Source organism: Achromobacter sp. MYb9 (assembly GCF_002975275.1).
GTDB lineage: Bacteria > Pseudomonadota > Gammaproteobacteria > Burkholderiales > Burkholderiaceae_B > Achromobacter.
In genome coordinates this window covers 208,895-232,334 of the sequence record NZ_PCOQ01000007.1, presented here as the reverse complement: position 1 = coordinate 232,334, position 23,440 = coordinate 208,895, and the positions used below count along the sequence as shown (strand labels likewise).

At 64.9% G+C, this 23,440-nt stretch carries 20 protein-coding genes; 15 read left to right on the top strand and 5 right to left on the bottom strand.

The window, feature by feature from the left end:
- The first annotated feature begins 6 nt into the window (after positions 1-6).
- Positions 7-615 carry an NTP transferase domain-containing protein gene (locus CQ050_RS13430; RefSeq protein ID WP_105557317.1) on the top strand — a complete coding sequence of 203 codons (609 nt, stop codon included), beginning with the start codon at positions 7-9 and terminating at the stop codon, positions 613-615.
- A 60-nt stretch (positions 616-675) separates the two neighbouring features.
- Here the strand turns inward: CQ050_RS13430 and CQ050_RS13425 are convergent, their stop codons facing one another.
- A complete protein-coding gene (locus CQ050_RS13425; protein WP_105557316.1) occupies positions 676-1,665 on the bottom strand; it encodes a tripartite tricarboxylate transporter substrate binding protein in 990 nt (329 codons plus the stop codon).
- A gap of 229 nt (positions 1,666-1,894) precedes the next feature.
- Here CQ050_RS13425 and kdgD point away from each other — a divergent pair, with 229 nt between their 5' ends.
- The 12 genes from kdgD to CQ050_RS13365 all read left to right on the top strand — a co-directional run bounded on the left by kdgD (position 1,895) and on the right by CQ050_RS13365 (position 13,880).
- Complete coding sequence (gene kdgD, locus CQ050_RS13420; protein ID WP_105557315.1) at positions 1,895-2,809, top strand: 5-dehydro-4-deoxyglucarate dehydratase; 915 nt, start codon at positions 1,895-1,897, stop codon at positions 2,807-2,809.
- A gap of 196 nt (positions 2,810-3,005) precedes the next feature.
- Entirely contained in the window at positions 3,006-3,734 is a 729-nt protein-coding gene (locus CQ050_RS13415; RefSeq protein WP_105557314.1) for a FadR/GntR family transcriptional regulator, read from the top strand.
- Positions 3,735-4,164: 430 nt separating this feature from the next.
- Positions 4,165-5,181 (top strand): amino acid ABC transporter substrate-binding protein, encoded by a 1,017-nt coding sequence (locus CQ050_RS13410; RefSeq protein WP_105557313.1) that lies wholly within the window; start codon positions 4,165-4,167, stop codon positions 5,179-5,181.
- Positions 5,182-5,183: 2 nt separating this feature from the next.
- Positions 5,184-6,392: an aminotransferase class I/II-fold pyridoxal phosphate-dependent enzyme gene (locus CQ050_RS13405; protein ID WP_105557312.1), complete on the top strand. Its 1,209-nt coding sequence runs from the start codon at positions 5,184-5,186 to the stop codon at positions 6,390-6,392.
- Between the two features lie 30 nt (positions 6,393-6,422).
- Positions 6,423-7,586 carry an amino acid ABC transporter permease gene (locus tag CQ050_RS13400; RefSeq protein ID WP_199196811.1) on the top strand — a complete coding sequence of 388 codons (1,164 nt, stop codon included), beginning with the start codon at positions 6,423-6,425 and terminating at the stop codon, positions 7,584-7,586.
- Between the two features lies 1 nt (position 7,587).
- The gene (locus CQ050_RS13395; protein ID WP_105557310.1) at positions 7,588-8,691 is read left to right on the top strand and encodes an amino acid ABC transporter permease; all 1,104 of its coding nucleotides are present in this window, start codon (positions 7,588-7,590) and stop codon (positions 8,689-8,691) included.
- Positions 8,692-8,731: 40 nt separating this feature from the next.
- The gene (locus CQ050_RS13390) at positions 8,732-9,472 is read left to right on the top strand and encodes an amino acid ABC transporter ATP-binding protein (RefSeq protein ID WP_105557309.1); all 741 of its coding nucleotides are present in this window, start codon (positions 8,732-8,734) and stop codon (positions 9,470-9,472) included.
- A 164-nt stretch (positions 9,473-9,636) separates the two neighbouring features.
- Positions 9,637-10,194, top strand: coding sequence for a carboxymuconolactone decarboxylase family protein (locus tag CQ050_RS13385; RefSeq protein WP_105557308.1), 558 nt, complete (start codon positions 9,637-9,639; stop codon positions 10,192-10,194).
- Between the two features lie 23 nt (positions 10,195-10,217).
- Entirely contained in the window at positions 10,218-11,015 is a 798-nt protein-coding gene (locus CQ050_RS13380; RefSeq protein ID WP_105557307.1) for an ABC transporter ATP-binding protein, read from the top strand.
- The gene (locus CQ050_RS13375) at positions 11,012-11,860 is read left to right on the top strand and encodes an ABC transporter permease (protein WP_105557306.1); all 849 of its coding nucleotides are present in this window, start codon (positions 11,012-11,014) and stop codon (positions 11,858-11,860) included. The genes CQ050_RS13380 and CQ050_RS13375 overlap by 4 nt, the downstream gene beginning before the upstream one ends.
- Positions 11,861-11,885: 25 nt before the next feature.
- Positions 11,886-12,857: an ABC transporter substrate-binding protein gene (locus CQ050_RS13370; RefSeq protein ID WP_105557305.1), complete on the top strand. Its 972-nt coding sequence runs from the start codon at positions 11,886-11,888 to the stop codon at positions 12,855-12,857.
- Positions 12,858-12,983: 126 nt separating this feature from the next.
- Positions 12,984-13,880 carry a hypothetical protein gene (locus CQ050_RS13365; RefSeq protein ID WP_233214020.1) on the top strand — a complete coding sequence of 299 codons (897 nt, stop codon included), beginning with the start codon at positions 12,984-12,986 and terminating at the stop codon, positions 13,878-13,880.
- A gap of 15 nt (positions 13,881-13,895) precedes the next feature.
- On the opposite strand, the gene ilvA is transcribed toward CQ050_RS13365, so the two are convergent.
- Positions 13,896-15,500, bottom strand: a complete 1,605-nt coding sequence (gene ilvA / locus CQ050_RS13360) for a threonine ammonia-lyase, biosynthetic (RefSeq protein WP_233214019.1) — start codon at positions 15,498-15,500, stop codon at positions 13,896-13,898.
- Positions 15,501-16,042: 542 nt separating this feature from the next.
- On the opposite strand from ilvA, the gene CQ050_RS13355 reads away from it, so the two are divergent.
- Positions 16,043-18,271, top strand: coding sequence for an NADP-dependent isocitrate dehydrogenase (locus tag CQ050_RS13355; RefSeq protein WP_105557302.1), 2,229 nt, complete (start codon positions 16,043-16,045; stop codon positions 18,269-18,271).
- 113 nt (positions 18,272-18,384) lie between these two features.
- Here the strand turns inward: CQ050_RS13355 and CQ050_RS13350 are convergent, their stop codons facing one another.
- Positions 18,385-19,560 carry a multidrug effflux MFS transporter gene (locus tag CQ050_RS13350; RefSeq protein ID WP_105557301.1) on the bottom strand — a complete coding sequence of 392 codons (1,176 nt, stop codon included), beginning with the start codon at positions 19,558-19,560 and terminating at the stop codon, positions 18,385-18,387.
- Positions 19,561-19,698: 138 nt separating this feature from the next.
- Here CQ050_RS13350 and CQ050_RS13345 point away from each other — a divergent pair, with 138 nt between their 5' ends.
- Entirely contained in the window at positions 19,699-20,568 is an 870-nt protein-coding gene (locus CQ050_RS13345) for a LysR family transcriptional regulator (RefSeq protein WP_105557300.1), read from the top strand.
- Positions 20,569-20,607: 39 nt separating this feature from the next.
- Here the strand turns inward: CQ050_RS13345 and CQ050_RS13340 are convergent, their stop codons facing one another.
- Both CQ050_RS13340 and gcvA read right to left on the bottom strand, forming a co-directional pair.
- Positions 20,608-22,182 carry a glycosyltransferase family 39 protein gene (locus tag CQ050_RS13340; RefSeq protein ID WP_105557355.1) on the bottom strand — a complete coding sequence of 525 codons (1,575 nt, stop codon included), beginning with the start codon at positions 22,180-22,182 and terminating at the stop codon, positions 20,608-20,610.
- Positions 22,183-22,403: 221 nt separating this feature from the next.
- Entirely contained in the window at positions 22,404-23,330 is a 927-nt protein-coding gene (gcvA, locus tag CQ050_RS13335) for a transcriptional regulator GcvA (RefSeq protein ID WP_105557299.1), read from the bottom strand.
- Positions 23,331-23,440 lie beyond the last annotated feature (110 nt).

Here is a 23,440-nt window from a genome sequence, read left to right as displayed (position 1 = left end):
GAGCCGATGACAAACCCGCCCCTCTTCCCCATCGTCGTGGTCCTGGCCGCCGGCGCCGGACGCCGGTTCCGCGAGGCTGGCGGCAGCGGCAGCAAACTTGACGCCAACCTCCTGGGCCGTCCGGTCCTGGAATGGACGCTGGCCGCGGTGCGCGACAGCGGCTTGCCGTGGACACTGGTGGAACGCCCCGACGACGCGCACGCTGCCGGCGGCATGGGCGACTCCATCGCGCGGGGCGTGGCCCGCCACGCGGACGCACCGGGCTGGCTCATCTTGCCAGGCGACCTGCCCTTGATCGAACCCGCCAGTCTGATCGGCGTTGCCGAATCGCTACGCGATGCCACGCCTGGCGAACCCTGGACGGTGGTGCGCCCCCAGGTGGCCATGGCCGATGGGGCCATCCAACCTGGCCACCCCGTGGGATTTGGGCCGGCATGGCGCGACGCGCTGCTGGGCCTGAGCGGCGAGTCCGGCGCGATGCCGCTGGTGCGCCAGGCCACCCAGCTAGGCACCCTGCATCCGCTGCCATCGCAAGACGCCGGGTGCGTCCAGGATGTCGATCATCCCGACGACCTCATCCGCGCAGAGCAAGCGCTGCAACGCAGGCCAGGCTGACGGCATTCGCCGGGCGTGCGCCTTGCCGCCGCGCGGATCCCCGCCACACGGCGGCGCTATTTACTGCACCCGCAGTTTCCCATCGGCGATGATCTTCGCCCACTTGGCTTGCTCGCCGGTCTGGAATGCCGTGAACTCCGCTGGCGTGTTAGGCGTGTAGGCCAACCCCAAACCCTTCATCTTGGCGTTGACGTCCGGCTTGGCGATGATGGCAGCGATGGCTTTATTCAGCCGGTCCACCACGGCCGGCGGTGTGTTGGCCGGCGCGTAGATGGCTTGCCAGCTGCTGACGTCAAAGCCTGCGACGCCCGCTTCCTGCATCGTCGGCACATCGGGCATCACGTCGGTGCGCTTGGCCGACGTGACCGCCAGCGCGCGCACCTTGCCGCTTTGCACGTAAGGCAGCGCGACCAACGCCGTTTCGAACGAGCTGGGAATCTGGCCGCCGATCAGGTCCTGGATGGCGGGCGCGCTGCCCCGGTACGGCACATGGGTCAGATGGGCGCCCGTCAATTGCTTGAAGACTTCGCCCGACAGGTGCTGGGACGTGCCCTGCCCGGCCGAACCAAAGGCGATGGTATCGGGGTTGGCTTTGCCCGCGGCCACCACGTCCTGCACCGTCTTGTAGGGCTGATTGGCGCCCACCAGCAACACATTCGAAATGCTGCCCAGCAAGATCACCGGCGCAAAGTCCTTGGCCGCGTTGTAGTTGATGCCCGGCAGCAGCGACGGGTTGATCGCGTGCGTGGCAATCGTGCCCAGCAGCAAGGTGTAGCCGTCCGGTTTGGCCCGCGCCACGGCGTCGGCCCCCAGCACGCCGCCGGCGCCGCCCTTGTTCTCCACCAGCACGGTCTGGCTCAGGCCGGCGCCCAATTCTTGCGCGATCATGCGGCCCAGGATGTCCGACGTGCCGCCAGCGGCGAACGGCACGACCAATGTGATGGGCTTGGCCTTCGGCCAATCGTCGGCGGCATGTGCGCCAGTGGCGGCCAGGGTGCTCAACGCCAACGCGGCGAACAACGTGCGGTGCAACAGGGGGAATGCCTTCAAGCTTGTCTCCTCAGAACGGATTTTTTATCTTGTACGTTATCGTATAACTAACGAGAAAGGAGAATACTGGTGGCCGGCCCCGCTTTCAATCTAGGGTAATTCCGCATCTGCCTGGCACCGGACGCTTCCATGGATAGCGAGGCTATCCCGAAGATCAGGCGTCACTTGCCGACCGAACTTGTATGTTGTACGATGACATACATCTACTCCCCTTTTATGGATGACAGGCATGACGACTCCCCAGGAACTCAAGGAAATCGTATCGGAAGGACTGCTCTCCTTCCCCGTGACGGATTTTGACCAGAACGGCGATTTCAACGCCAAGAGCTACGCCGCCCGCCTTGAATGGCTGGCTCCGTATGGCGCCACCGCCCTCTTCGCCGCCGGCGGCACCGGCGAGTTCTTCTCCCTGGCCCCCCAGGAGTATTCGGACGTCGTCCGCACCGCCGTCCAGACCTGCGCCGGCAAGGTGCCCATCCTCGCAGGCGCAGGCGGCCCCACCCGCACCGCCATCGCCTACGCCCAGGAAGCCGAGCGCCAAGGCGCCAAGGGCATCCTGCTGCTGCCCCACTACCTGACCGAAGCCTCGCAAGACGGCATCGCCGCTTACGTCGAACAGGTCTGCAACTCCGTCAAGATCGGCGTCATCGTCTACAACCGCGCCCAGTCCCGCCTGTCGGCCGACAGCCTGGCCCAACTGGCCGATCGCTGCCCCAACCTGGTCGGCTTCAAGGACGGCATCGGCGACATCGAAGCCATGGTCCGCATCCGCCGCAAGATGGGCGACCGCTTCTCGTACCTGGGCGGCCTGCCCACCGCCGAGGTCTATGCCGCCGCCTACCGCGCACTCGGCGTGCCCGTCTACTCGTCGGCCGTCTTCAACTTCGTGCCCAAGACCGCCATGGATTTCTACCGCGCCATCGCCGCCGGGGACTCGGCCACCACCAACCGCCTGCTGGATGACTTCTTCCTGCCGTACCTGGAAATCCGCAATCGCAAGGCCGGCTACGCCGTCAGCATCGTCAAGGCCGGCGCCAAGCTGGTCGGCCACGACGCAGGCCCCGTGCGCGCCCCGCTGACCGACCTGACCGGTGAAGAGCTTGAAATGCTTAACGCCCTGATCAAGAAGCTCGGCCCGCAGTAAGCCTTGCGCGACAGCACGGCAGACGCCCTCCCTCCGGAGGGCGTTTTTATTGCCGGGTGCGTGCCGGCGGGACGGGCCCCTTGCAAGACGGCCTCCACCGGTCCGGACAACCGGATGCGGAACGTGAAAAGCGTACACTTGCGGCTCCGGCCGCTGGCTTACGGCCTGCCTTTCCGCCTTATCCATAAGAGAGACGATGCAAACTCCTGCCCGGCCCCGCCCGCGTTCGCGCCTGACCGATGTGGTGATCGAGGAACTGACCAAACGCCTGGATACGCGCCTGTACCGGGCGGGCGACAAACTGCCTTCGGAACACCAGCTTTGCGACGAGTTCGACGTCAGCCGCACGGTCGTCCGTGAGGCCGTCGCGTCGATGCGCCTGAGCGGCCGCCTGGTCAGCAAGCCCGGCATCGGCGTGTTCGTCACGGAGGACCGTGAAAAGCCCATCGATTTCGTCATTGAACCCGCCGCGGACCCGCGCTGGGCGCTGCACATCATGGAACTGCGCGCCGGTCTGGAAGTCGAGGCCTGTGGGCTTGCGGCAGAGCGCCGCACGGCAGCCGACCTGAGCGGCATCGTCGAAGCGTTTGACGCCTTCAACCGCGCCACGCGAGACATGGAAGCGGCGGTGAAGGCAGATTACGAATTCCACCTGTCCATTGCCAAAGCCTCCAACAACCCGCACTTTCCGGCGCTGTTGAAGGCGGCGGTGCGCGACGTGATGCTGGACCTCAACATCAAGCACGGCGGCAAGACCCCCCAAGAGCTTGAAACGTACGAAACCCGCAACGTGCGCGAACACGAAGCCATCCTGACCGCCATCATGCGCCGCGACCCCGGCGCCGCGCGCGCCGCGATGGCGCGCCACCTGGGCGACAGCATCGCGCGCTATCGCAAGCTTCTGTCGCAAGCGCCGGCTCAATAGGCCTCCGCATGTTCCTGGGCGGCCATCCGACGCCCCGACAAATCAGGAAATTACGGGATTCCCCTTACTTGCCTACTTGTATGACGGCTGCCATCATACGTCCTATGACCTAGCGCAGCCCTGCCCGACGACGTGTCGGCCAGGACGCCCCGCTACCGTATGACCCACGCTGTACAAGTGCCGCCGATGAGCCCGATCCTTTCCCTCCGCACGACGTTCCACCGCTACACCACGCGCATCCATCGGCCTATCTCCTGACCGGCCTACCGGTCACTTAGCGGCTACACCGCGAACTTTCCCTTTTCGTACCCCGTCCGCTTACGCGGCGCCGCCTGTTCCGGCCTTCGTCCGGGGCGCGCCGGCGCACGTCTGGCGGTCCCGACTCCCCCGCTTATCCCAAGCGACTCCCGACCTCCCAGGAGAATTCTCCATGCGTAAGTTTCTAAGCACCGCCGTTGCGGCCACCCTGCTGTGCGCCGCTTCCGGCGCCCAAGCCGGCGTGACGTTCGACGCCGTCAAGAAGAAAGGCTTTTTGCAGTGCGGTTTTGCCGGCATCCCCGGCTTCTCGGTGCTGGACAGCAAGGGCGAATGGACCGGCCTGGACGTGGACATGTGCCGCGCGGTGGCCGCCGCCATGTTCGGCGACGCGTCCAAGGTGAAGGGCAACGTGCTGACGGCGCAGGCCAAGTTCACGGCGCTGCAATCGGGCGAAATCGACATGCTGTCGCGCAACACGACGCAGACGCTGACCCGCGACACCACGCTGGGCCTGATCGGCGTGGGCGTGAACTTCTATGACGCGCAAGGGCTGATCGTCAAGAAGTCCATGAACGTGAAAAGCGTGAAGGAGCTGGACGGCGCCACGATCTGCGTGCAGCCGGGCACCACCACCGAACTGAACCTGGCCGACTACTTCCGTAGCCGCGGCCTGACCTTCAAGCCGGTTCTGGTCGAGAACTACGACGAGAACTTCCGCCTGCTGGAATCGGGTCGTTGCGACGCCTACACCAACGACAAGTCGAACACCGCCGCCAATATGCGCACGCGCCTGGCCAAGCCGGACGACTGGGAAATCCTGGAAGAAAACCTGTCCAAGGAGCCGTTGGGCCCGATGGTCCGCCAGGGCGACGAGCAATGGTTCAACGTCGTGCGCTGGTCACTGAACGCCATGCTGGAAGCAGAGGAATACGGCATCACGCAGAAGAACGTGGACGACATGCTCAAGAGCACCAACCCCAACGTGCAGCGCATCCTGGGCGTGACGCCAGGCATGGGCAAGAACCTGGGGCTGGATGACAAGTGGGCCTACAACATCATCAAGCAGGTAGGCAACTACGGCGAAAGCTATGACCGCGCCATGGGCAAGGACAGCCCGCTGAAGCTGGAACGCGGCCTGAACAAGCAATGGACGCAAGGCGGCCTGATGTACGGCTGGCCGGTGCGCTAACCATGAACAGCATCGTTAACTCCCGCCTGAAACAGATCAAACCCTCGCCCAGCATGGCCGCCAAGATCGTCGTCGACGAACTGCGCCGCCAGGGCCGCGAGATCGCCGACTTCACGTTGGGCGAGCCCGACATGCCCACGCCCGCCCACATCGCGCGCGCCGGCCAGGACGCCATCGCCAGCGGCGACATCCGCTACACCAGCCCGAACGGCACCGTGGGGCTGCGCCGCGCCATCGCCAACAGCCTGGAACTGGGCCAGGGCGTGTCCTACGGCATGGATCAGATCACCGTGGGCGCCGGCGCCAAGCAGATCATCGGCGCCGCCCTGACGGCCAGCCTGGAACCGGGCGACGAAGTGATCGTGTGCGCGCCGTACTGGGTGTCGTACCCCGACATGGTGCTGCTGAACGACGGCAAGCCCGTGGTCGTGACCGGCCCGGAATCGCAAGGGTTCAAGCTGGACGCCGCCACGCTGGAAGCCGCCATCACGCCGCGCACGCGCTGGCTGATCCTGAATTCGCCCAGCAACCCCAGCGGCGCCGTGTACAGCGCCGCCGAGTTGCGCGCGCTGACCGACGTGCTGGTGCGCCACCCGCAGGTCTGGATCCTTAGCGACGAAATCTACGCGCCCTTCTGCTATAGCGGCCAGGCGCATGCGTCGCCCGTGCAGGTCGAACCGCGCCTGATTCCGCGTACGCTGATCGTCAACGGCATGTCCAAGTCCTATGCCATGACCGGCTGGCGCGTCGGCTACGGCGCCGGCCCCGCCGACCTGATCAAGGCGATGAGCACGGTCATGTCGCAAAGCACGTCTTGCCCCAGCGCGATCTCGCAGGTGGCCGCGCAGGCCGCCCTGGAAGGCGACCAGTCCAGCGTCACGCAGATGGTCGACATCTTCAAGGCGCGACGCGACCTGATCGTGCGCCGCCTGAACGCCATTCCCGGCATCTCGTGCGCCATGCCCGACGGCGCCTTCTACGTGTATGCCAACGTGCAAGGCCTGATCGGACGCACCGGCCCGACCGGCGAACTGAAGACCGACCTGGACGTCAGCCTGTTCTTCCTGCGCGAGGCCGGCGTGGCCGTGATCGACGGCGGTTCGTACGGCTTGTCGCCCTACGTGCGCTTTTCGTTCGCGACGTCCACCGAAGTCATCGAACAAGGCATGGACCGCCTGGAAGCGGCCGTCAAAGTCTTGATGGCGGGATAAGCCGTGGCCAAGCACACCGCGCAATCCCCGGTGCCGCGGCCCGCGCACCGGGTTTCCTGGAACGATCCGGCCACCCGCGCGCTGGTCTACCAGGTGCTGGCCCTGACGCTGGTCGGGGCCGGCGTCTGGTTCCTGGTGCACAACACGCTGCATAACCTGTCGATGCGCAACATCGCCACGGGGTTCGGTTTCCTGGACCGCGAGGCAGGGTTTGCCATCGGCGAATCCGTCATCGCCTACGGCCCGGCCGACACCTATGGCCGCGCCATCTTCGTGGGCGTGCTGAACACGCTGCGCGTGGGATTATTGGCGCTGGTCGCAGCGACGGTTCTGGGCGTCTTGATCGGCATCGGCCGCCTGTCGAAGAACTGGCTCGTCAAGAAAATCACCTCGGTGTATGTCGAGGTGATGCGCAACGTGCCGCTCTTGCTGCAATTGTTCTTCTGGTATGCGCTGATCACCGAAAACATGCCCGGCCCGCGCCAGGCGCACAACCCCCTGCCGGGCGTGTTCATTTCCAATCGGGGCCTGAAAGTGCCCGGGCTGGAAGGCACGTCGCTGGACTGGGTGCTGGGCGGCCTGGCCCTGGCCGTCGTGGCGATCCTGCTGCTGGGCCATTGGGGCACCAAGCGCCAGGAAGCCACGGGGCGCGCGTTCCCGTTGGGCCGCGTCGCCATCGGCCTGTTGATCGGCATGCCATTCTTGGGTTGGCTGGCCGGCGGCGCATCGCTGACGCTGGACATGCCGGCATTGAAGGGCTTCAACTTCGTCGGCGGGCTGACGCTGTCGCCGGAATTTGTCGCCTTGTTCCTGGGCCTGACCGTCTACACCTCGGCATTCATCGCCGAAGTGGTGCGCTCGGGCATCCAGGCGGTGAACAACGGCCAGTGGGAAGCCGCCGGTTCGTTGGGCCTGCCACGCGCCAAAGTACTGCGCCTGGTCGTGCTGCCGCAGGCCTTGCGCGTGATCATTCCGCCGATGACCAGCCAATACCTGAACCTGCTGAAGAACAGTTCGCTGGCGGTCGCCATCGGCTACCCGGACATCGTGTCGGTGGTGAACACCACGCTTAACCAGACCGGCCAGGCCATCGAGGGCATCCTCATCATCATGGGCGCCTACCTGACGGTCAGCCTGTCGATCTCGATATTCATGAATTGGTACAACAAGCGCATCGCGCTGGTGGAGCGTTGAGATGAGCAGCACTACGCATTCCTTCACCGACGCCCTGCCCCCACCCAGCACGCAGGTGGGCGCGTGGGCCTGGGTACGGTCCCGCCTGCTTTCGTCGCCGCTGAACATCCTGATCACGGTACTGCTGGCGTGGTTTCTCCTGATGTCCTTGCCGGCGCTGGTGGAATGGGCTTTCCTGAAAGCCAACTTCACCGCCACGAATGCCATGGAATGCCGCGCTTCCGTCGGCGGCGCCTGCTGGGCGTTCATCGTTGAAAAGCATCGGCTGATCCTGTTCGGCACCTATCCGTTCGACGAACAATGGCGGCCGTTGATCGCAACGCTGATCCTGGTTGGCGTGATCGCGTGCAGCGGCATGCGACGCTTCTGGAACGGCAAGCTGGCCCTGATCTGGACCGCGGGCCTGACGGCCGTGGCGCTGCTGATGTGGGGCGGCGTGTTCGGTCTGACCTATGTCGAGAACTCGCGCTGGGGCGGCCTGCCGTTGACGCTGATCCTGGCCACCTTCGGCATTGCCTTTGCCTTCCCGATCGGCGTGATGCTGGCCCTGGGCCGGCGGTCGAAAATGCCCGCCATCAAGGCGCTGTGCGTCGTGTACATCGAACTGATACGCGGCGTGCCGCTGATCAGCCTGCTGTTCATGTCGTCGGTGATGCTGCCCTTGTTCCTGCCGGAAGGCTTCACCATCGACAAGCTGCTGCGCGCGCAGATCGCCATCATCATGTTCGCCGCGGCCTACATCGCGGAAACGGTGCGCGGCGGCTTGCAGGCCATCCCGAAGGGGCAGTACGAAGGCGCCGATTCGCTGGGCCTGAACTACTGGCAGCAGATGCGCAAGATCATCCTGCCGCAAGCGCTAAAGATCGTGATTCCGCCCCTCGTCGGTATTTTCATCAGCCTGTTCAAGGACACGTCGCTGGTCGTCATCATCGGCATTTTCGATTTGACGCTGGCGGCCAAGGCGGCCTTGTCCGACGCGGCGTGGCGGGGTTTCGGGGTAGAGGCTTATCTCTTTATCTCGCTGATCTACTTCGTCTTTTGCTATTCCATGTCCAAATACAGCCAGGCGCTGGAAAAGCGCCTGGCCACCGGGCACGCGCGCTGATCGCGCGGCGTCAACCCGGTAACCCTTACGGAGACCAAGCATGCCGGATTCCATTATCCGATTGCAGGGCGTGAACAAGTGGTACGGCCAGTTCCACGTGCTGCGCAACATCAACCTGGACGTCGCGCCCGGTGAGCGCATCGTGGTGTGCGGCCCGTCGGGCTCGGGCAAGTCCACGATGATCCGCTGCATCAATCGGCTGGAAGAGCACCAGCAGGGGCAGATCATTGTCGACGGCACCGAGCTGACCAACGACCTGAAACACATCGAGACCATCCGCCGCGAGGTCGGCATGGTGTTCCAGCACTTCAATCTGTTTCCCCACCTGACCGTGCTGGAAAATCTGACGCTGGGCCCCATGTGGGTGCTGAAGCAGCCGCGCGCCGAAGCCGAGGCCACGGCGATGAAATACCTGGAACGCGTGCGCATCCCCGATCAGGCCAAGAAGTTTCCGGGCCAACTGTCGGGCGGCCAGCAGCAGCGCGTGGCCATCGCACGCTCGCTTTGCATGAACCCCAAGGTCATGCTGTTCGACGAACCAACATCCGCGCTGGATCCGGAGATGGTCAAGGAAGTACTGGACGTGATGGTGACGCTAGCCCAGGAAAGCGGCATGACGATGATCTGCGTGACCCACGAAATGGGCTTCGCGCGCAAAGTCGCCAACCGCGTGATCTTCATGGACCGCGGCGAGATCATTGAACAGAACAACCCGGACGCGTTCTTCGATAACCCGCAGAACGAGCGGACACAGCTGTTCCTGAGCCAGATCCTGCATTGATGCGAAGACGCCGCCTTCGCATCAATGCAGGCGGCGTGCCCCGGCGCGACGCGCGGGCGGCGATATCCATGTATGCCCATATACATATGTGATATCAGTATTTTCCAGGCGGACGCGGGTCTTCTAGGATGCCCGCATTGTCCTTCCCTTCCGCTGGAATCGCCTTGCCCCGCCTGAGTCCCTTCGATCCCGCCAAGCTGGATCCCGCCACTTCCGTCCTTTTCAATCAACTGCTTCAGGACTACGGCCCCTACGCCAACATGCTCAGCGCGTTCGCGCCGCGCCCGCCGGCGTTGAAGCACTTTTTCTCGTATCTGGTGCAGTCGCGCGAAGACGGGTTGATCTCGCCGCGCCACCTGGAAATCGCGTTGCTGACGGCATCCAAGGCCCACGCCTGCCACTATTGCGTCACGCTGCACACGCCGAAGCTGGCCTCGCACGGGATTTCCCAAGCATCGATCGATCGCCTGCTTGAACCCGAGGTGCCGGGCCTGGACGAGAAAGACCTGGTCGTGCGCGACTACGCGGTGCGGGTCACCCTGACCCCGTCCCAGGTCAGCGACGCGTTCTACCGCCGGCTGCAAACCTTCTTCAATGAAGAACAGATCGTCGAGCTGACCATCCGCATCGCGCTGTGCAGCTTTTTCAAGCGTTTCAATGAAGCGCTGGAAGTGCCCCACGAAGACGTGGTGGCGCTGGAACTGGACCCTGGCGCGGCCTAGCGCGGCGTGACACGTTTATCGTCATGAGCCTCGCCCCCGCTTTAAAGCTGGAGATCCGCAACCTCTCCAAGCGCTTCGACACCACGACCGGCCCTGTCCAGGTGCTGGACGACATCAGCCTCAATGCCGCCAGCGGCGAGTTCATCAGCATCATCGGACCGTCCGGCTGCGGAAAGTCCACCTTGTTCAACATCCTGACCGGCCTGCTCGACCACGATGCCGGCACGATCCTGCTGGACGGCAAGACGCTGCCAAACCTGCGCGGACGCGTCGGCTACATGCTGCAGCGCGACTTGCTCATGCCCTGGCGCACCGTGCTGGACAACGTGCTTGTCGGCCTGGAGTTGCGCGGCACGCCACGCGCTGAAGCCGTGGAACGCGCGCGCGACTACCTGAACACCTTCGGCCTGCTGCCGTTTCAGGATAGCTACCCCAAGGCGCTGTCCGGGGGCATGCGGCAGCGCGTCGCGCTGGCCCGTACCTTGTTGCCCGATCCGGACGTGCTGCTGCTGGATGAACCGTTTTCCGCCCTGGACTACCAGACCCGCCTGTTCCTGGAATCCATGCTGGCCGACACCGTCAGCCAGAAGGGAAAAACGGTCGTGCTCGTGACCCATGACATCGATGAAGCCATCGCCTTGTCCGAGCGCATCTTCGTATTGAGCGCCCGTCCTGGCCGCCTGAAGAGCGTGCACGACATCGCGCTGGGCACGCGCTCTCCGCTGGAAGCGCGCCACGACAGCCGCTTTCCCGCCTACTTCGACCTGCTTTGCCAGGAACTCGACATACAGACCGGCCGCAAGGACGGGACCCACGCATGAACCCGCCTTCCGCTTCCGTCGCCCAACCCCTTCCCGCCAACAGGGCGTCCGCCGCGCGCACGGCGGGATTTCGCCTCCCCGTGCTGGCGACCCAGCTACTGATCCTTGCCGTGATGTTCGGCGCGTGGGAGGCCGGTGTCCGGTCCGGCGCGGTGTCGGGCTTCTTGTTCGGATCGCCCGCCGGGGTGCTGGAAGCCGCCTGGAAGATGATCCAGTCAGGCGAACTGTGGGAACACGCCAACTACACGCTGTGGGCATCCGCCGTGGGCTTCGTGGCCGGCACCCTGCTGGGCACCGCGCCCGGCCTGGCGCTGTGGTATTCGCCCTATGCCGCCCGCGTCATCGAGCCTTTCCTGGTGGCGATCAACAGCGTGCCCAAGATCGCCTTCGCGCCGCTGGTCATCCTGTGGTTTGGCACCGGGGTCATCTCCAAGGTGGCCCTGTCCGTGTCGCTGACCTCCATCGTGGCGCTGCTGGCAGCGTTCCAGGCCGCCAAGGACGCCGACCCCGACATCCAGAAGATGATGGTGTCGCTCGGTGCGAGCCGCCGGCAGATCTTTCGCAAAGTCGTCGTGCCGTCGGCACTGCCCGCCATCATCAGCACGTTCCGCATCAACATCGGCTTTGCGCTGGTGGGCACGGTGGTCGGGGAGTTCATTTCGTCCAAGTATGGCCTGGGGCATGTGATCTTCGTCGCCTCGTCGCTGTATGACCTGAACACCGTCTGGGTCGGCATCTTTTCGCTGATGCTCCTGGGCTTTGTCTTGTACGCCGGCGTGGATATCGCCGAAAAACGCCTGCTGCGCTGGAAAGATCAGACGTACGCCACCCAATTCAAACTCTGACGGCGCGCGCGCCCCTGTCTCTCTCATGAAAACAACGCTCTCCATCCGGCTTGCCACTGCCGCCGCCGCCTCGCTGCTCTCCATTACGGCCGTCGCCGCCAACGACAAGGCCGTCGTGTCGGCCGCATTCAAATCCGTCTTCTACCTGCCGGTCTATTTCGCCCAGGAACATGGCTACTTCCAGGACGAGGGGCTGGACGTGCGCATCGATGTCGCTTCCTCGTCGACGAACGCGCTGGCCGCCGTCATTTCCCGCAGCGCGGACTTCTCGCTGCACGGCCCCGAGTGGACCGCGATTTCGTTCGGCCGCGGCGCTCCCGTCAAAGTGGTGGGCGGCACGCTCAATCGCCTGGGCGTCTGGCTGACCTGCAAGCCAAGCTTTGCGTTCGACGGGTTCAAGAGCCTGAAAGGCGCCACCGTGGCCACCGGCGCCATGCCCACGACCAGTTCGTCGGCCTTCTTGAAGCTGGTGAAGAACGCGGGTTTGGACCCCAAACGCGACCTGGACCTGCTGGAGGTGCCGCTGGGCAACGAGATCGGCCCACTGAGTTCCGGCAAGGCGGACTGCGCCGTGCTGTACGAGCCGGGCGCATCCCAAGCGCAAGCCCAGGGTTTCAAGGTCGTGTCCGCGTTCTCCCGAGAGATTGGCCCGTACACGTTCTCGGCGATCTCGACGCGCCAGGACATTGCGCCGCAGGTTTCCCGGAAGTTCGTGTCCGGCATCGACCGTGCCCTGAAAACGATCCGCAAGGACCCGGCAGCAGCCGTCGCAAGCGGGCTCAAGTTGTTTCCCAACCTGGAGCCGGCCGTGGTGCGCGCCTCGGTGCAGCGCCTGATCGATGACGGCGTGTTCGCCGATTCCGTCGCGGTGCCCGAACAGGCGCTCCGGGACGCGTTGCAAACGCAGATCGACCTGGGCAACCTGGACCGCATCCCCCAGGATCCGAAGTGGCTGGACCTGGGATACGCCCAGCAGATATCCGGCAAGGCGTACTAGGCGCCGTGCGGCGGGTGGGACACGGGGTTACGCAAGAAGGGATGTGCCAAGCCGGTATATAGTCACCCCTCAGCCCACCCGGAGTCCCCGATGTCCAGAGGCCGCACCATGGCATTTTGTCTCAGCATGCTTGCCGCCCCCGCAAGCGCGTCCGTGATCTACGACAGCCATGGCCTCGTGGTGGACGTCACGACCGGCGGCCGCAGCGACTGGAACACCGGCCAGCGCCAGAACACCCGCACAACGACCATCACGTTCCAGGGCAACAAGCTCTGCGGCCGGGACGTCGGCCAGCTGCTGTACCCGGACGGCAAGGACCCCGCCGCCAATACCTTCTTCTGCGCGGGGCCCGCCAAGGCGTTGGAAACCGACGCGGTGCTGGCCTTCTTCAACAGTTCAAGCACGGATCCCGTGCTGGCTCACCTGCAGGTCGTCAACGGCGCCCTGCGCGTGGAGCGGCTGGCGCTGTCCGCCACGCGCGACCGCGACCGCCCCAACGGCACCCGTTTCGAAGCGGCCCGGCTGCCGGGCTGGACACGGGTCGAGACCGCCTGGAACGAGACGGTGATGATCCGCCACGCGCCGCTCAAGGCCTTGAACCTGGGAGCCGGCAAGCTGCTGGATGTGGACGGCGATGTGGCCTATCTGGCCATTCCGCCCGGAAAGGACGCGGTCGAGGTGCAGCCCGCCACCCAAGTCAAAGACGCCCACGGCTACCCACAGTACGTACCCGCAATCACCAAGTTCGTGGATACGCCCGTTGCGTTTCGTGCCGTGCGGCTGCGCGACGGACGCGAATTGGCACGGCTGGACGTCAAGGACAACTGCCTGGGTCTGCCATTGCTGCAATTCAATCAGCCCGACCCGCTGTATCCGTCTTCGACTCGCCCTGAGGTTGCCTTCGACGACGTGCCGGCATGGCGCGCCCGCACCCTGGAACTGGTCCAGGGCCAAGGGCGCGCCACGCTGCGATTGCAGCCGGGCGTGACCTTGCCGACGCGGGCAAACTGCAAACCGGGCTGACGGCCGGCTTGGCGCTTAAATCAGAAACTGCCGATACGCCTCGTTGTCGGTTTCCTCGAAGTGCGCGTAGCCCAGTTGCAGCAGGAAGGCGTCCAGCGCCGCGCTGTCGGCCAGCGGCGCCTGAATGCCCACCAGCGCCGAACTGAAGTCCGCCCCCTGGTTGCGATAGTGGAACAGGCTGATGTTCCAGTTGGGCGCCATTTCGGACAGGAACTTCATCAGCGCGCCGGGCCGTTCGGGGAATTCGAAGCGGAACAGGCGTTCGCCGCCCGCCAAGGGCGAACGCCCGCCCACCATGTAGCGGATGTGCTGCTTGGACACCTCGTTGTGCGTCAGGTCGTTGACCGAGAACCCCTGTTCCTCCAGGGCGGCCATGATGTCGGCCGCCTCGCCGCGACGCGCGATCTGCATGCTGACGAAGATGTGCGCGGTGCGCGCGTCGGCGATGCGGTAATTGAATTCGGTCACGCTGCGCGGTCCCAGGACACGGCAGAAGCGGCGGAAGCTGCCGCGCTCTTCGGGCACCGTCACGGCAAACACGGCTTCGCGCGCTTCGCCGACCTCGGCGCGGTCGGCCACGAAGCGCATGCGATCGAAGTTCATGTTGGCGCCGGACGTCACGGCCACCAGCGACAGGCCCTGCACGCCTTCGCGTTCCACGTATTTCTTCAGCCCCGCCACCGCCAGCGCGCCGGCCGGCTCCAGCACGCTGCGCGTATCCAGGAACATATCCTTTATTGCCGCGCATACCGCGTCCGTGTCCACCAGGATGACTTCGTCCAGATACTCGCGGCACAGGCGGAACGTTTCCTCGCCCACCAGCTTGACCGCCGTCCCGTCCGAAAATAGCCCCACTTCCGGCAGATTCACGCGTTCGCCCGCCCGGATCGATTGCGCCATCGCGCAGGAATCCTCGGTTTGCACGCCAATGACCTTTACCTCTGGATTCACCGTCTTCACGTACGCCGATACGCCCGCCGCCAGGCTGCCCCCACCGATCGGCACGAAAATCGCATGCAAGGCGCCGCGGTGCTGGCGCAGGATTTCCATGCCGACGGTGCCCTGCCCCGCGATCACATACGGATCGTCGAAGGCGGGAATGAAGGTCAGGTCCTGTTGCTGCGCCAGCGTTTGCGCATGCGCGTAGGCGTCGCTGTAGGAGTCGCCCGCCTGCACCACCGTGACGGTCGGACCGCCATGCGAACGCACGGCGTCCACCTTGACCTGCGGCGCCGTCTGCGGCACGACGATAATGGCCCGCACGCCCAGTTTCGCCGCCGAAATGGCCACGCCTTGCGCATGGTTGCCGGCCGACGCGGTGATCACCCCGCGGTCCAGCGCCGCTTGCGGCGTGTTGCGCATCTTGTTGTAGGCCCCGCGCACTTTGAACGAGAAGACGGGCTGGTTGTCTTCCCGCTTCAGATGCACCGCATTGTTCAGCCGGGCCGACAGGCCGCGCGCCGGGTCCAGTTCGGTCTCGCGGGCAATGTCATACACCCGGGCAGTCAGGATCTGGCGCAGGTATTCGATGGGCGAGGCGTTGCCGTCCTGGAAAGCGCGAGTGGCGGCGGGGGTGTCGGCAGTGGTGTCGACGGCGGCGGCGGGGGAGCAAGCGGACATGGGGTTCTCTGCGTTGGGATTTTGCCCTGCAGAGGCGGCCACAAAAAACCCGCCTCGTGGGGCGGGTGGCTGTGACTGACTGCGGTCGCGCGCTAACCCACCATTCCAGGAATGATGGTAATAATCAGCGAAATGCGGACGGCGCGGGAAGTCATGGGTCAGAGCTTGCGCCCGGCGCGCCGGTTTGTCAAATACGGGCGCCATGCCCTGGCCGGGTCCGTTGCCGAAATTCGGCCATCCCGCCATATCGAGGCCGTATTGATGCGATATCGAGCCCATAAGACAGACTTTGGCGGCTATTTCCGTGCACGCTGGCCGTATCGCGGTATTACAATGTTCGATTCGTGGCAGTCGCACCTCTCGGAATGCGCCGGGCAACCGGGCATCAAATAAAGGGCGGGCTCCTGCCAATTTGGACCGCTCCGGATCGTTGATCCGGGTCAGCCCATACGAACCCACTCTCGATAACATCTACCGGCGTACGCCGCTTAGCATGTTCGGGTTTGCGCCAAAAGCGCCTCAGCCGAACAGATTCAAGGATCATGTCTCTTACTCCGAAGATTATCTATACCCTCACCGATGAAGCTCCGGCGCTTGCAACCCGTTCGCTGCTTCCCATCGTCCAGGCTTTCGCCAAGCCCGCAGGCATCACGGTCGAGACGCGCGACATCTCCCTGGCCGGCCGCATCATCGCCCTCTTCCCGGATTATCTCGAAGACAGCCAGAAGCTCTCCGACGCGCTGGCCGAACTGGGCGCCCTGGCCGTCAAGCCCGAAGCCAACATCATCAAGCTGCCGAACATCAGCGCCTCGATGCCCCAACTGAAGGCGGCCATCAAGGAACTGCAGGAACAGGGCTACAAGCTGCCCGACTATCCGGACGCCCCCGCCAACGACACCGAACGCGACGTGAAAGCGCGCTACGACAAGGTCAAGGGCAGCGCCGTGAACCCGGTCCTGCGTGAAGGCAACTCCGACCGCCGCGCGCCGCTGTCGGTGAAGAACTACGCCCGCAAGCACCCGCACAAGATGGGCGCCTGGTCGGCCGACTCGAAGTCGCATGTGGCCCACATGTCCGAGGGCGATTTCTACGGCACCGAAAAATCGGCGCTGATCGCCGAAGCCGGCGACGTCAAGATCGAACTGACCGCCACTGACGGTACCAAGACGGTCCTGAAGGAAAAGACCCCGGTCAAGGCCGGCGAGATCATCGACGCCGCCGTGCTGTCGACCGCCAAGCTGAAGTCGTTCCTGCAAGCCCAGATCGACGACGCCAAGACCACCGGCGTGCTGTTCTCGGTGCACCTGAAAGCCACGATGATGAAGGTCTCGGACCCCGTCATCTTCGGCCACGTCGTGTCCGTGTTCTACAAGGACGTGCTGGCCAAGCATGCCGCCGTGCTCAAGCAAGCCGGCTTCGACGCCAACAACGGTATCGGCGACCTGTACGCCAAGATCCAATCGCTGCCCGCTGACCAGCAAGCCGCGATCACCGCCGACATCGACGCCGCCTACAAGACGCTGCCGCAACTGGCCATGGTGAATTCCGATCGCGGCATCACCAACCTGCACGTGCCCAGCGACGTCATCGTCGACGCGTCCATGCCCGCCATGATTCGCGACTCGGGCAAGATGTGGAACGCCGAAGGCCAACTGCAAGACACCAAGGCCGTCATCCCCGACCGCAGCTACGCCGGCGTCTACCAGGCCGTCATCGACGACTGCAAGAAGAATGGCGCCTTCAATCCGGTCACGATGGGCAGCGTGCCCAACGTCGGCCTGATGGCGCAAGCCGCCGAAGAATACGGTTCGCACAACAAGACCTTCGTCGTCCCGGCCTCGGGCACCGTGCGCGTCACCGACGCGTCGGGCAAGGTCCTGCTGGAACAAGCCGTGGAAGCCGGCGACCTCTGGCGCATGTGCCAGACCAAGGACGCCGCGATCCAGGATTGGGTCAAGCTGGCCGTTGCCCGCGCCCGCGCCAGCAAGACGCCCGCCGTCTTCTGGCTGGACGAAAAGCGTGCCCACGACGCCCAGGTCATTGCCAAGGTGAAGCAGTACCTGAACGACCACGACACCAGCGGCCTGGACCTGCGCATCCTGGATCCGGTTGAAGCCACCAAGTTCTCGGTCAAGCGCATCCGCGAAGGCCTGGACACGATCTCGGTTACCGGCAACGTGCTGCGCGACTACCTGACCGATCTCTTCCCCATCATGGAACTGGGCACCAGCGCCAAGATGCTGTCGATCGTTCCGCTGGTCGCCGGCGGCGGCCTGTTCGAAACGGGCGCCGGCGGTTCGGCGCCGAAGCACGTGCAGCAGTTCCTGGAAGAAGGCTTCCTGCGCTGGGATTCGCTGGGCGAATTCATGGCGTTGGCCGAATCCCTGGACCACCTGGGCCGCACGTACAAGAACCCGACCGCCCAGATCCTGGCCAAAACGCTGGATCAGGCAACCGCCAAGTTCCTGGACGAAAACAAGTCGCCCGACCGCAAGGTCGGCGGCCTGGACAACCGCGGCAGCCACTTCTACCTGGCCATGTACTGGGCCCAGGCCGTGGCCGCGCAAACCGACGACCGCGCACTGGCAGCCCAGTTTGCCGGCGCCGCTGGCGCGCTCGCTGAAAGCGAAGCCAAGATCGTTGAAGAACTGAAGGCGGCCCAAGGCAAGCCGGTCGACATTGGCGGTTACTACCAGCCGAACGAAGCCCGCGCCAGCCAGGCCATGCGCCCCAGCGCCACGCTGAACCAGGTGCTGGCCTCCATCGGCTAAGCCCTGGCTTGGCGGCCGCTGGCCGCCAGGACGAAAAACCGGCGTCCCCAAAGGGCGGCCGGTTTTTTTTCAGCCTTTCCCAGCACGGCATCAACAGATGTACGGGGGGGTTCTCAGGCCACGCCCGTCCGGCATCTTGCCGCCCATGGCTGGCAGGCGGACAGCGCCACGACGCTGAGTATCAGCACCGTGCCGCCAAGCACGCCAGGGCCGGTGCCGAAGACCGCGCTGACCCCCATCGCCATCAGTGCGGCGCTGCCGATTTGAAAGAACCCCACCAATCCCGATGCGGTCGCCGCATGTCCGTGCTCGCTGGCAATGGCCCCAGACACGGCCAGCGACAACGACGAACCATTGGCAAGGCTGACCAGGCACATGGGCAGCACCACCGCGGCCGGGCCATGCAGCCCCAGCAGCAGCACGACCATGAATGCGACGCCGCCAAGCACGAAGCACAGAATGCCGGCCGCCAGGATGCGGTCATAGGGCCAGCGATCAAGCAAGCGTTTCGCCAACAGGTTGGCGCCGATGATGCCCGCCGTCAGCGGCAGGTACATCCAGCCGCTCTGCTCCTCGCTCAAGCCGAGGCGCGCGAAAAGAAACGGCGATTGGGTCAAATAGACGAACCAGGCGCAATAGATCGTGCAGACCACCAAGGTATAGCGGCGAAAGGTGCGGTCACGCAGGACATGATAGAAACCCGCAAAGGGAGAGGTCCGGGCGCGGGCAGCGAGGGCAAGCGTTTCCGGTAGCAGCGTCACGGCCATCAGCAATGCCACCACACCGAACGCTGCGACGAACAGGAAATCGGCCCGCCAGCCGTAGGCCGCTGCCAGGTGCCCGCCGATGGCCGGCGCCAGGGCCGGCGACAGCGACACCAGCGGGTAGATCACCGCATAAACCTTGGCCGAGGTGCGCTTGTCGCAGGTATCGGCGATCAAGGCGCGCCCAATGACAAGGCCCGCAGCCGCGCCGACCGCCTCCAGCATGCGCCACGCCAGGAACCCGTTGTAGCTATCGGCGGTGGCGCAGCCCACCGAGCCGACGATGTAGAGGACGATGCCGGCCAGCAATACGGGCTTGCGGCCATGGCGATCCGACAGCGGCCCGTAGGCCAACTGGGCAATGGCCAGGGCCAGCAGGTAGAACGAGATCGTCTGCGGCATCTGCCAATCGGCGACACCAAACTCCGTGGTCATGCTGGGCATGGCCGGCAGATAGACATCCGAAGCGATCAGGCCGAAGGCGCTGAGCATGGCAACGGTCAGAATGAACGATAAGCGAGGCATGGCAGTTCCCGGCAGCCGGCGGGCTGCGCATCAAGGGTTCAGAAAGTTGAGCCATGCTACGGATACGCCTTCCATGTGAAAATGCATAAATTGGCAGCCAAGGGCTGCATTTTTGCAGCATTGGCAGGAGAGACAGCGATGAATTGGGACGACGTGCGGATATTCCTGACCATTCAGCGCGCCGGCACCTTGCGCGGGGCGGCACAGCAACTGGCCATCGACCAGACGACGGTAAGCCGGCGTCTGACGGGGCTGGAACGAGTGCTGGGCAGCCGGTTGTTCCTGCGCACCACGGGCGGCTTGGTGCTGACTGATACCGGCCAGGAAGTGCTGCGCATGGCCGAGGACATGGAACGCATGGCCGTCTCCTTCGAGCGCCGCGGCGAAGGCGCCGACGCGCGCGTGGCGGGTGACGTACGCGTGACCACCACCGACGCATTGGCGGTGGACTTCGTGGTTCCTGCCATTGAACGCCTGCGGGCCGCTCATCCCGAGGTGCGGGTGATCCTGAGCACCACGACGCGGCTGCTTGACCTGGCGCGACGAGAGGCCGACGTTGCGGTACGTACCTTGCGGCCAGAGCAACCGGACCTGATCGTACGGCAACTCGGCTGTTGGGAGGTGGGCCTGTACGCAACCCGAAGCTATCTGGACAAACATGGTGAACCGCAGCCCGGAACCGGCTTTGCCGGCCATGACATCGCGCTCTACCAGGAGGGCGTGACCGGCCGGCAGGACGACACGCTGGCGGGCGAATCCAGGGCACAGGGTCGCGTGGTGGCCGAACTGGATTCGAGCCTGATGCTCGCGACCTTCGTGCGCGCCGGCTTGGCGATCGGCGAGTTACCCGAGTACCTTGCCCGACGCGATCCCACGCTGGTGCGGCTATGGCCCGAGCGCCATCGGACCAAGCCCTACGAGGCATGGCTGGTGTTACACCAGGACCTGGCGCGCACGGCCCGGGTACGTGTCGTCGTGGAAGCCATCACCTCGGCTTTCGCCGATTGAACATCAGGCGTTTGCAAGCGGCGTCGTGGCTTTGGATGATTACCGCAACACGGGCGTGCCCGTGCACATCCGCCGGCGGAATGCCGCATCGATATCCAGGCGCCACACCGCTCTTCTTTCGCCGGCGATGCGCGCAGGCACGCCGTTGATGGCGGGATAGCGCGAGGCATCGTCGTCCCGGCCCCAGATCCAGAAGCGCGCGCCGTCGGCCGCCGCGCACAGGCGTGCGGTCAAATCGGCGTTGTCGACCAGCACGCGCTTGCCCGCGACGGGGTCGAACTGCGCCGCGTCGTACAGCTCTTTGCGCCAGTTGTCCCGGGTGGGAATCTCGGGGTCTTGCCAGTTGTCGACGATCCAGGCGGGCGCCGAGGCCTGGGTGTAGAAACCCAGGTCGAACGGCAGCGCATGCAAGGCCACCTGCCCGTCTTGCGGCCGCATTTCGCTGCGCAATGCCTGCATGGCCGGGCCGGCGCTGCCGCGCGGATGGGTCGATGCCGCAATGACCGCCCCCACGCAAATGACTGCCGCGACGGCCACCGCGATGACGGTGCCCCGACGTCTGCCAGCCGCCCAGGCGGGCGCGATACGCTCGCTGATCAGTAACGCCAACGGCGGAAACACCGGCAGCACGTAGCCGATCAGCTTGGACTGCGGAATGGAGAAGAACACGACCACCACGGCGATCCACATCGCCATCAGCCGCCGCACGCCGTGCGGATCGGCTTCGCGCCAGAATGCCGGCGTAAGGAGCGGCACGCCCCAAAGCGACCACGGCAACGCCAGCCCGACCACGATGGGAAGATAGAACCAGAAAGGCTGCGCATTGTTGAAGCCGCTTTGCGCGAACCGCTCAAAGTGCTGGTAGACAAAGAAATAATGGAAGAAGCCCGGAAACTTCACCTGCATCATCCAGAACCACGGCACCGCCACGGCCGCGAACGCCAGCAAGGCCGGCACCCAAAGCAAGGCGCGCATGCCGCGCCAATCCCGCCGCAACAGCAGCCAGGCCAGCACGATGGCGCCGGGCAACGCCAGGCCGATCAAGCCCTTGGCCAGCACGGCCAGCGCCGCCAGGACGCCGGTGGCGACCGACATGGCGCGAAACGGCCGCCCCTGCCCTCGCCGCAACGCCGTATCAGCGGCGGCCAGCACGCATAGCGTGATCATGCTGGCGACCAGCATGTCCATATTGGCGAACTGCGCCGCGCCGAAAAACAACGGCGTCAACCCCAGGATGGCGACGGCCCAACGCGCCTGCGCCACATTCCGGTAGCGCGACACAAAGGCATAGAGCCCCGCCCCGGCGCTCCAGGCGCCGATCAGCGACGGGATGCGCGCGCTGAACTCGTTCACGCCGAATAGCGAAAAGCTGATCTGTGCCAGCCAGTAGTAAAGCGGCGGCTTATGGAAATACGGCATCCCATCCAGCAGCGGCACCATGGGAGAACGGCTGCGCAGCATCTCCCAGGCCACGCCGGCATAGCGCCCTTCGTCGGGCAGCGTCAGCCAGCGCGCCCACGCCAGGGCCGCCAGCCACAGGGCCAGGCACAACAGGACTTGCCAGGCGGGCACGGCGTGTTGCCGGCTGGCAGGCCGAACGGCGGCGGACGTCATGACGGCGCTCATGCGCGGCGCACCGGATTGCCGGGCGTGGCGATAAAGCCGGCCAGAGGGGACGCAAGGGTCAAGCAAGACTCGAAAGGCATCGGCTGGGGCAGGAAAGGCATTCAAAAGAATGGAAAGTTGGGGCCATTATGGAAAGCCCCGCGTCGATTTCTCATGAAATTTCGTGCCCAACCCCACCTATTTCAGCCCTGGAGGGGCTACCGGGGCCTTTATTTGGCCACCGCCAGCATCGAATGCGCGGGCGCGGACGCCGGTTCCGCCGCTTCGGCCTTCACCCAATCGATGAACGCCTGCACTTCCGGGCGGGCCACGGCGTCCGGCCGGCTGACGATGTAGTACGCAAAGCGCGCGGGCCAGGGCCGGTCCAGCGCCAGCGCCAGCCGGCCCGATTCGATGTCTTCGCGGGCATGCGTGTCTTGCACCAGCGCGATGCCCTGCCCGGTGCCGGCGGCACGCAGCAACAACAGGTCGTCTTCAAAGCTGGGGCCGCGTTGCGCGTCGGCCCCGGCGTCCACCCCGTGCGCCTGCAGCCACAGCGCCCAATCGGCGCGGTCGGAATCCTGCAGCAGCGGGTACTTCAGGCAATCTTCGGCCGATCGGATGGCCGGGCCTTGCGCCAACAGGGCCGGACTGGCCACCGGCAACAGCACGGGAGTCATCAGCCTGAACGTCGACAAGCCCGGGTAATGCCCCAGGCCATGGCGCAACGCCACGTCGATGCGGTCGCGTTTGAAGTCCACCAGGTTGGACGACGCCTCGACCCTGACTTCGATATCGGGATGCAACGCCGAAAACCGGCCGATGCGCGGCACCAGCCACGACGACGCGAACGACGGCACCGTGCTGACGGTCAGCGTGCGCTGGGCGCCGTGCGACTCCAGCAGCGACAACGACTTTTCGATCTGGTCGAAGGCACGCAGCAAGCCCGGATAGGCGCTGGCGCCGGCGGGCGTCAGGCGCACGCCGTGGCGCTCGCGCACGAACAAGGCCAGCCCCAGCCGGTCTTCCAGCAAGCGGATCTGCTGGCTGACGGCGCCCGGCGTCACGCCCAGGGCCTCGGCGGCGGCTTTGAGGCTGCCCAGGCGCGCGCTCTCGGTAAAGGCTCGCAAGGCAAGCAAAGGCAGCACGGCACCCATGGCACATTCCTTTAGAAAAACTAATCTCTGATTTTGGCAAGAATATCATGGCCACAGCAGAAATAAACCCAAGCTCTTGCACCGGGTTGCTGGAGTCAGAATAGTTTTTC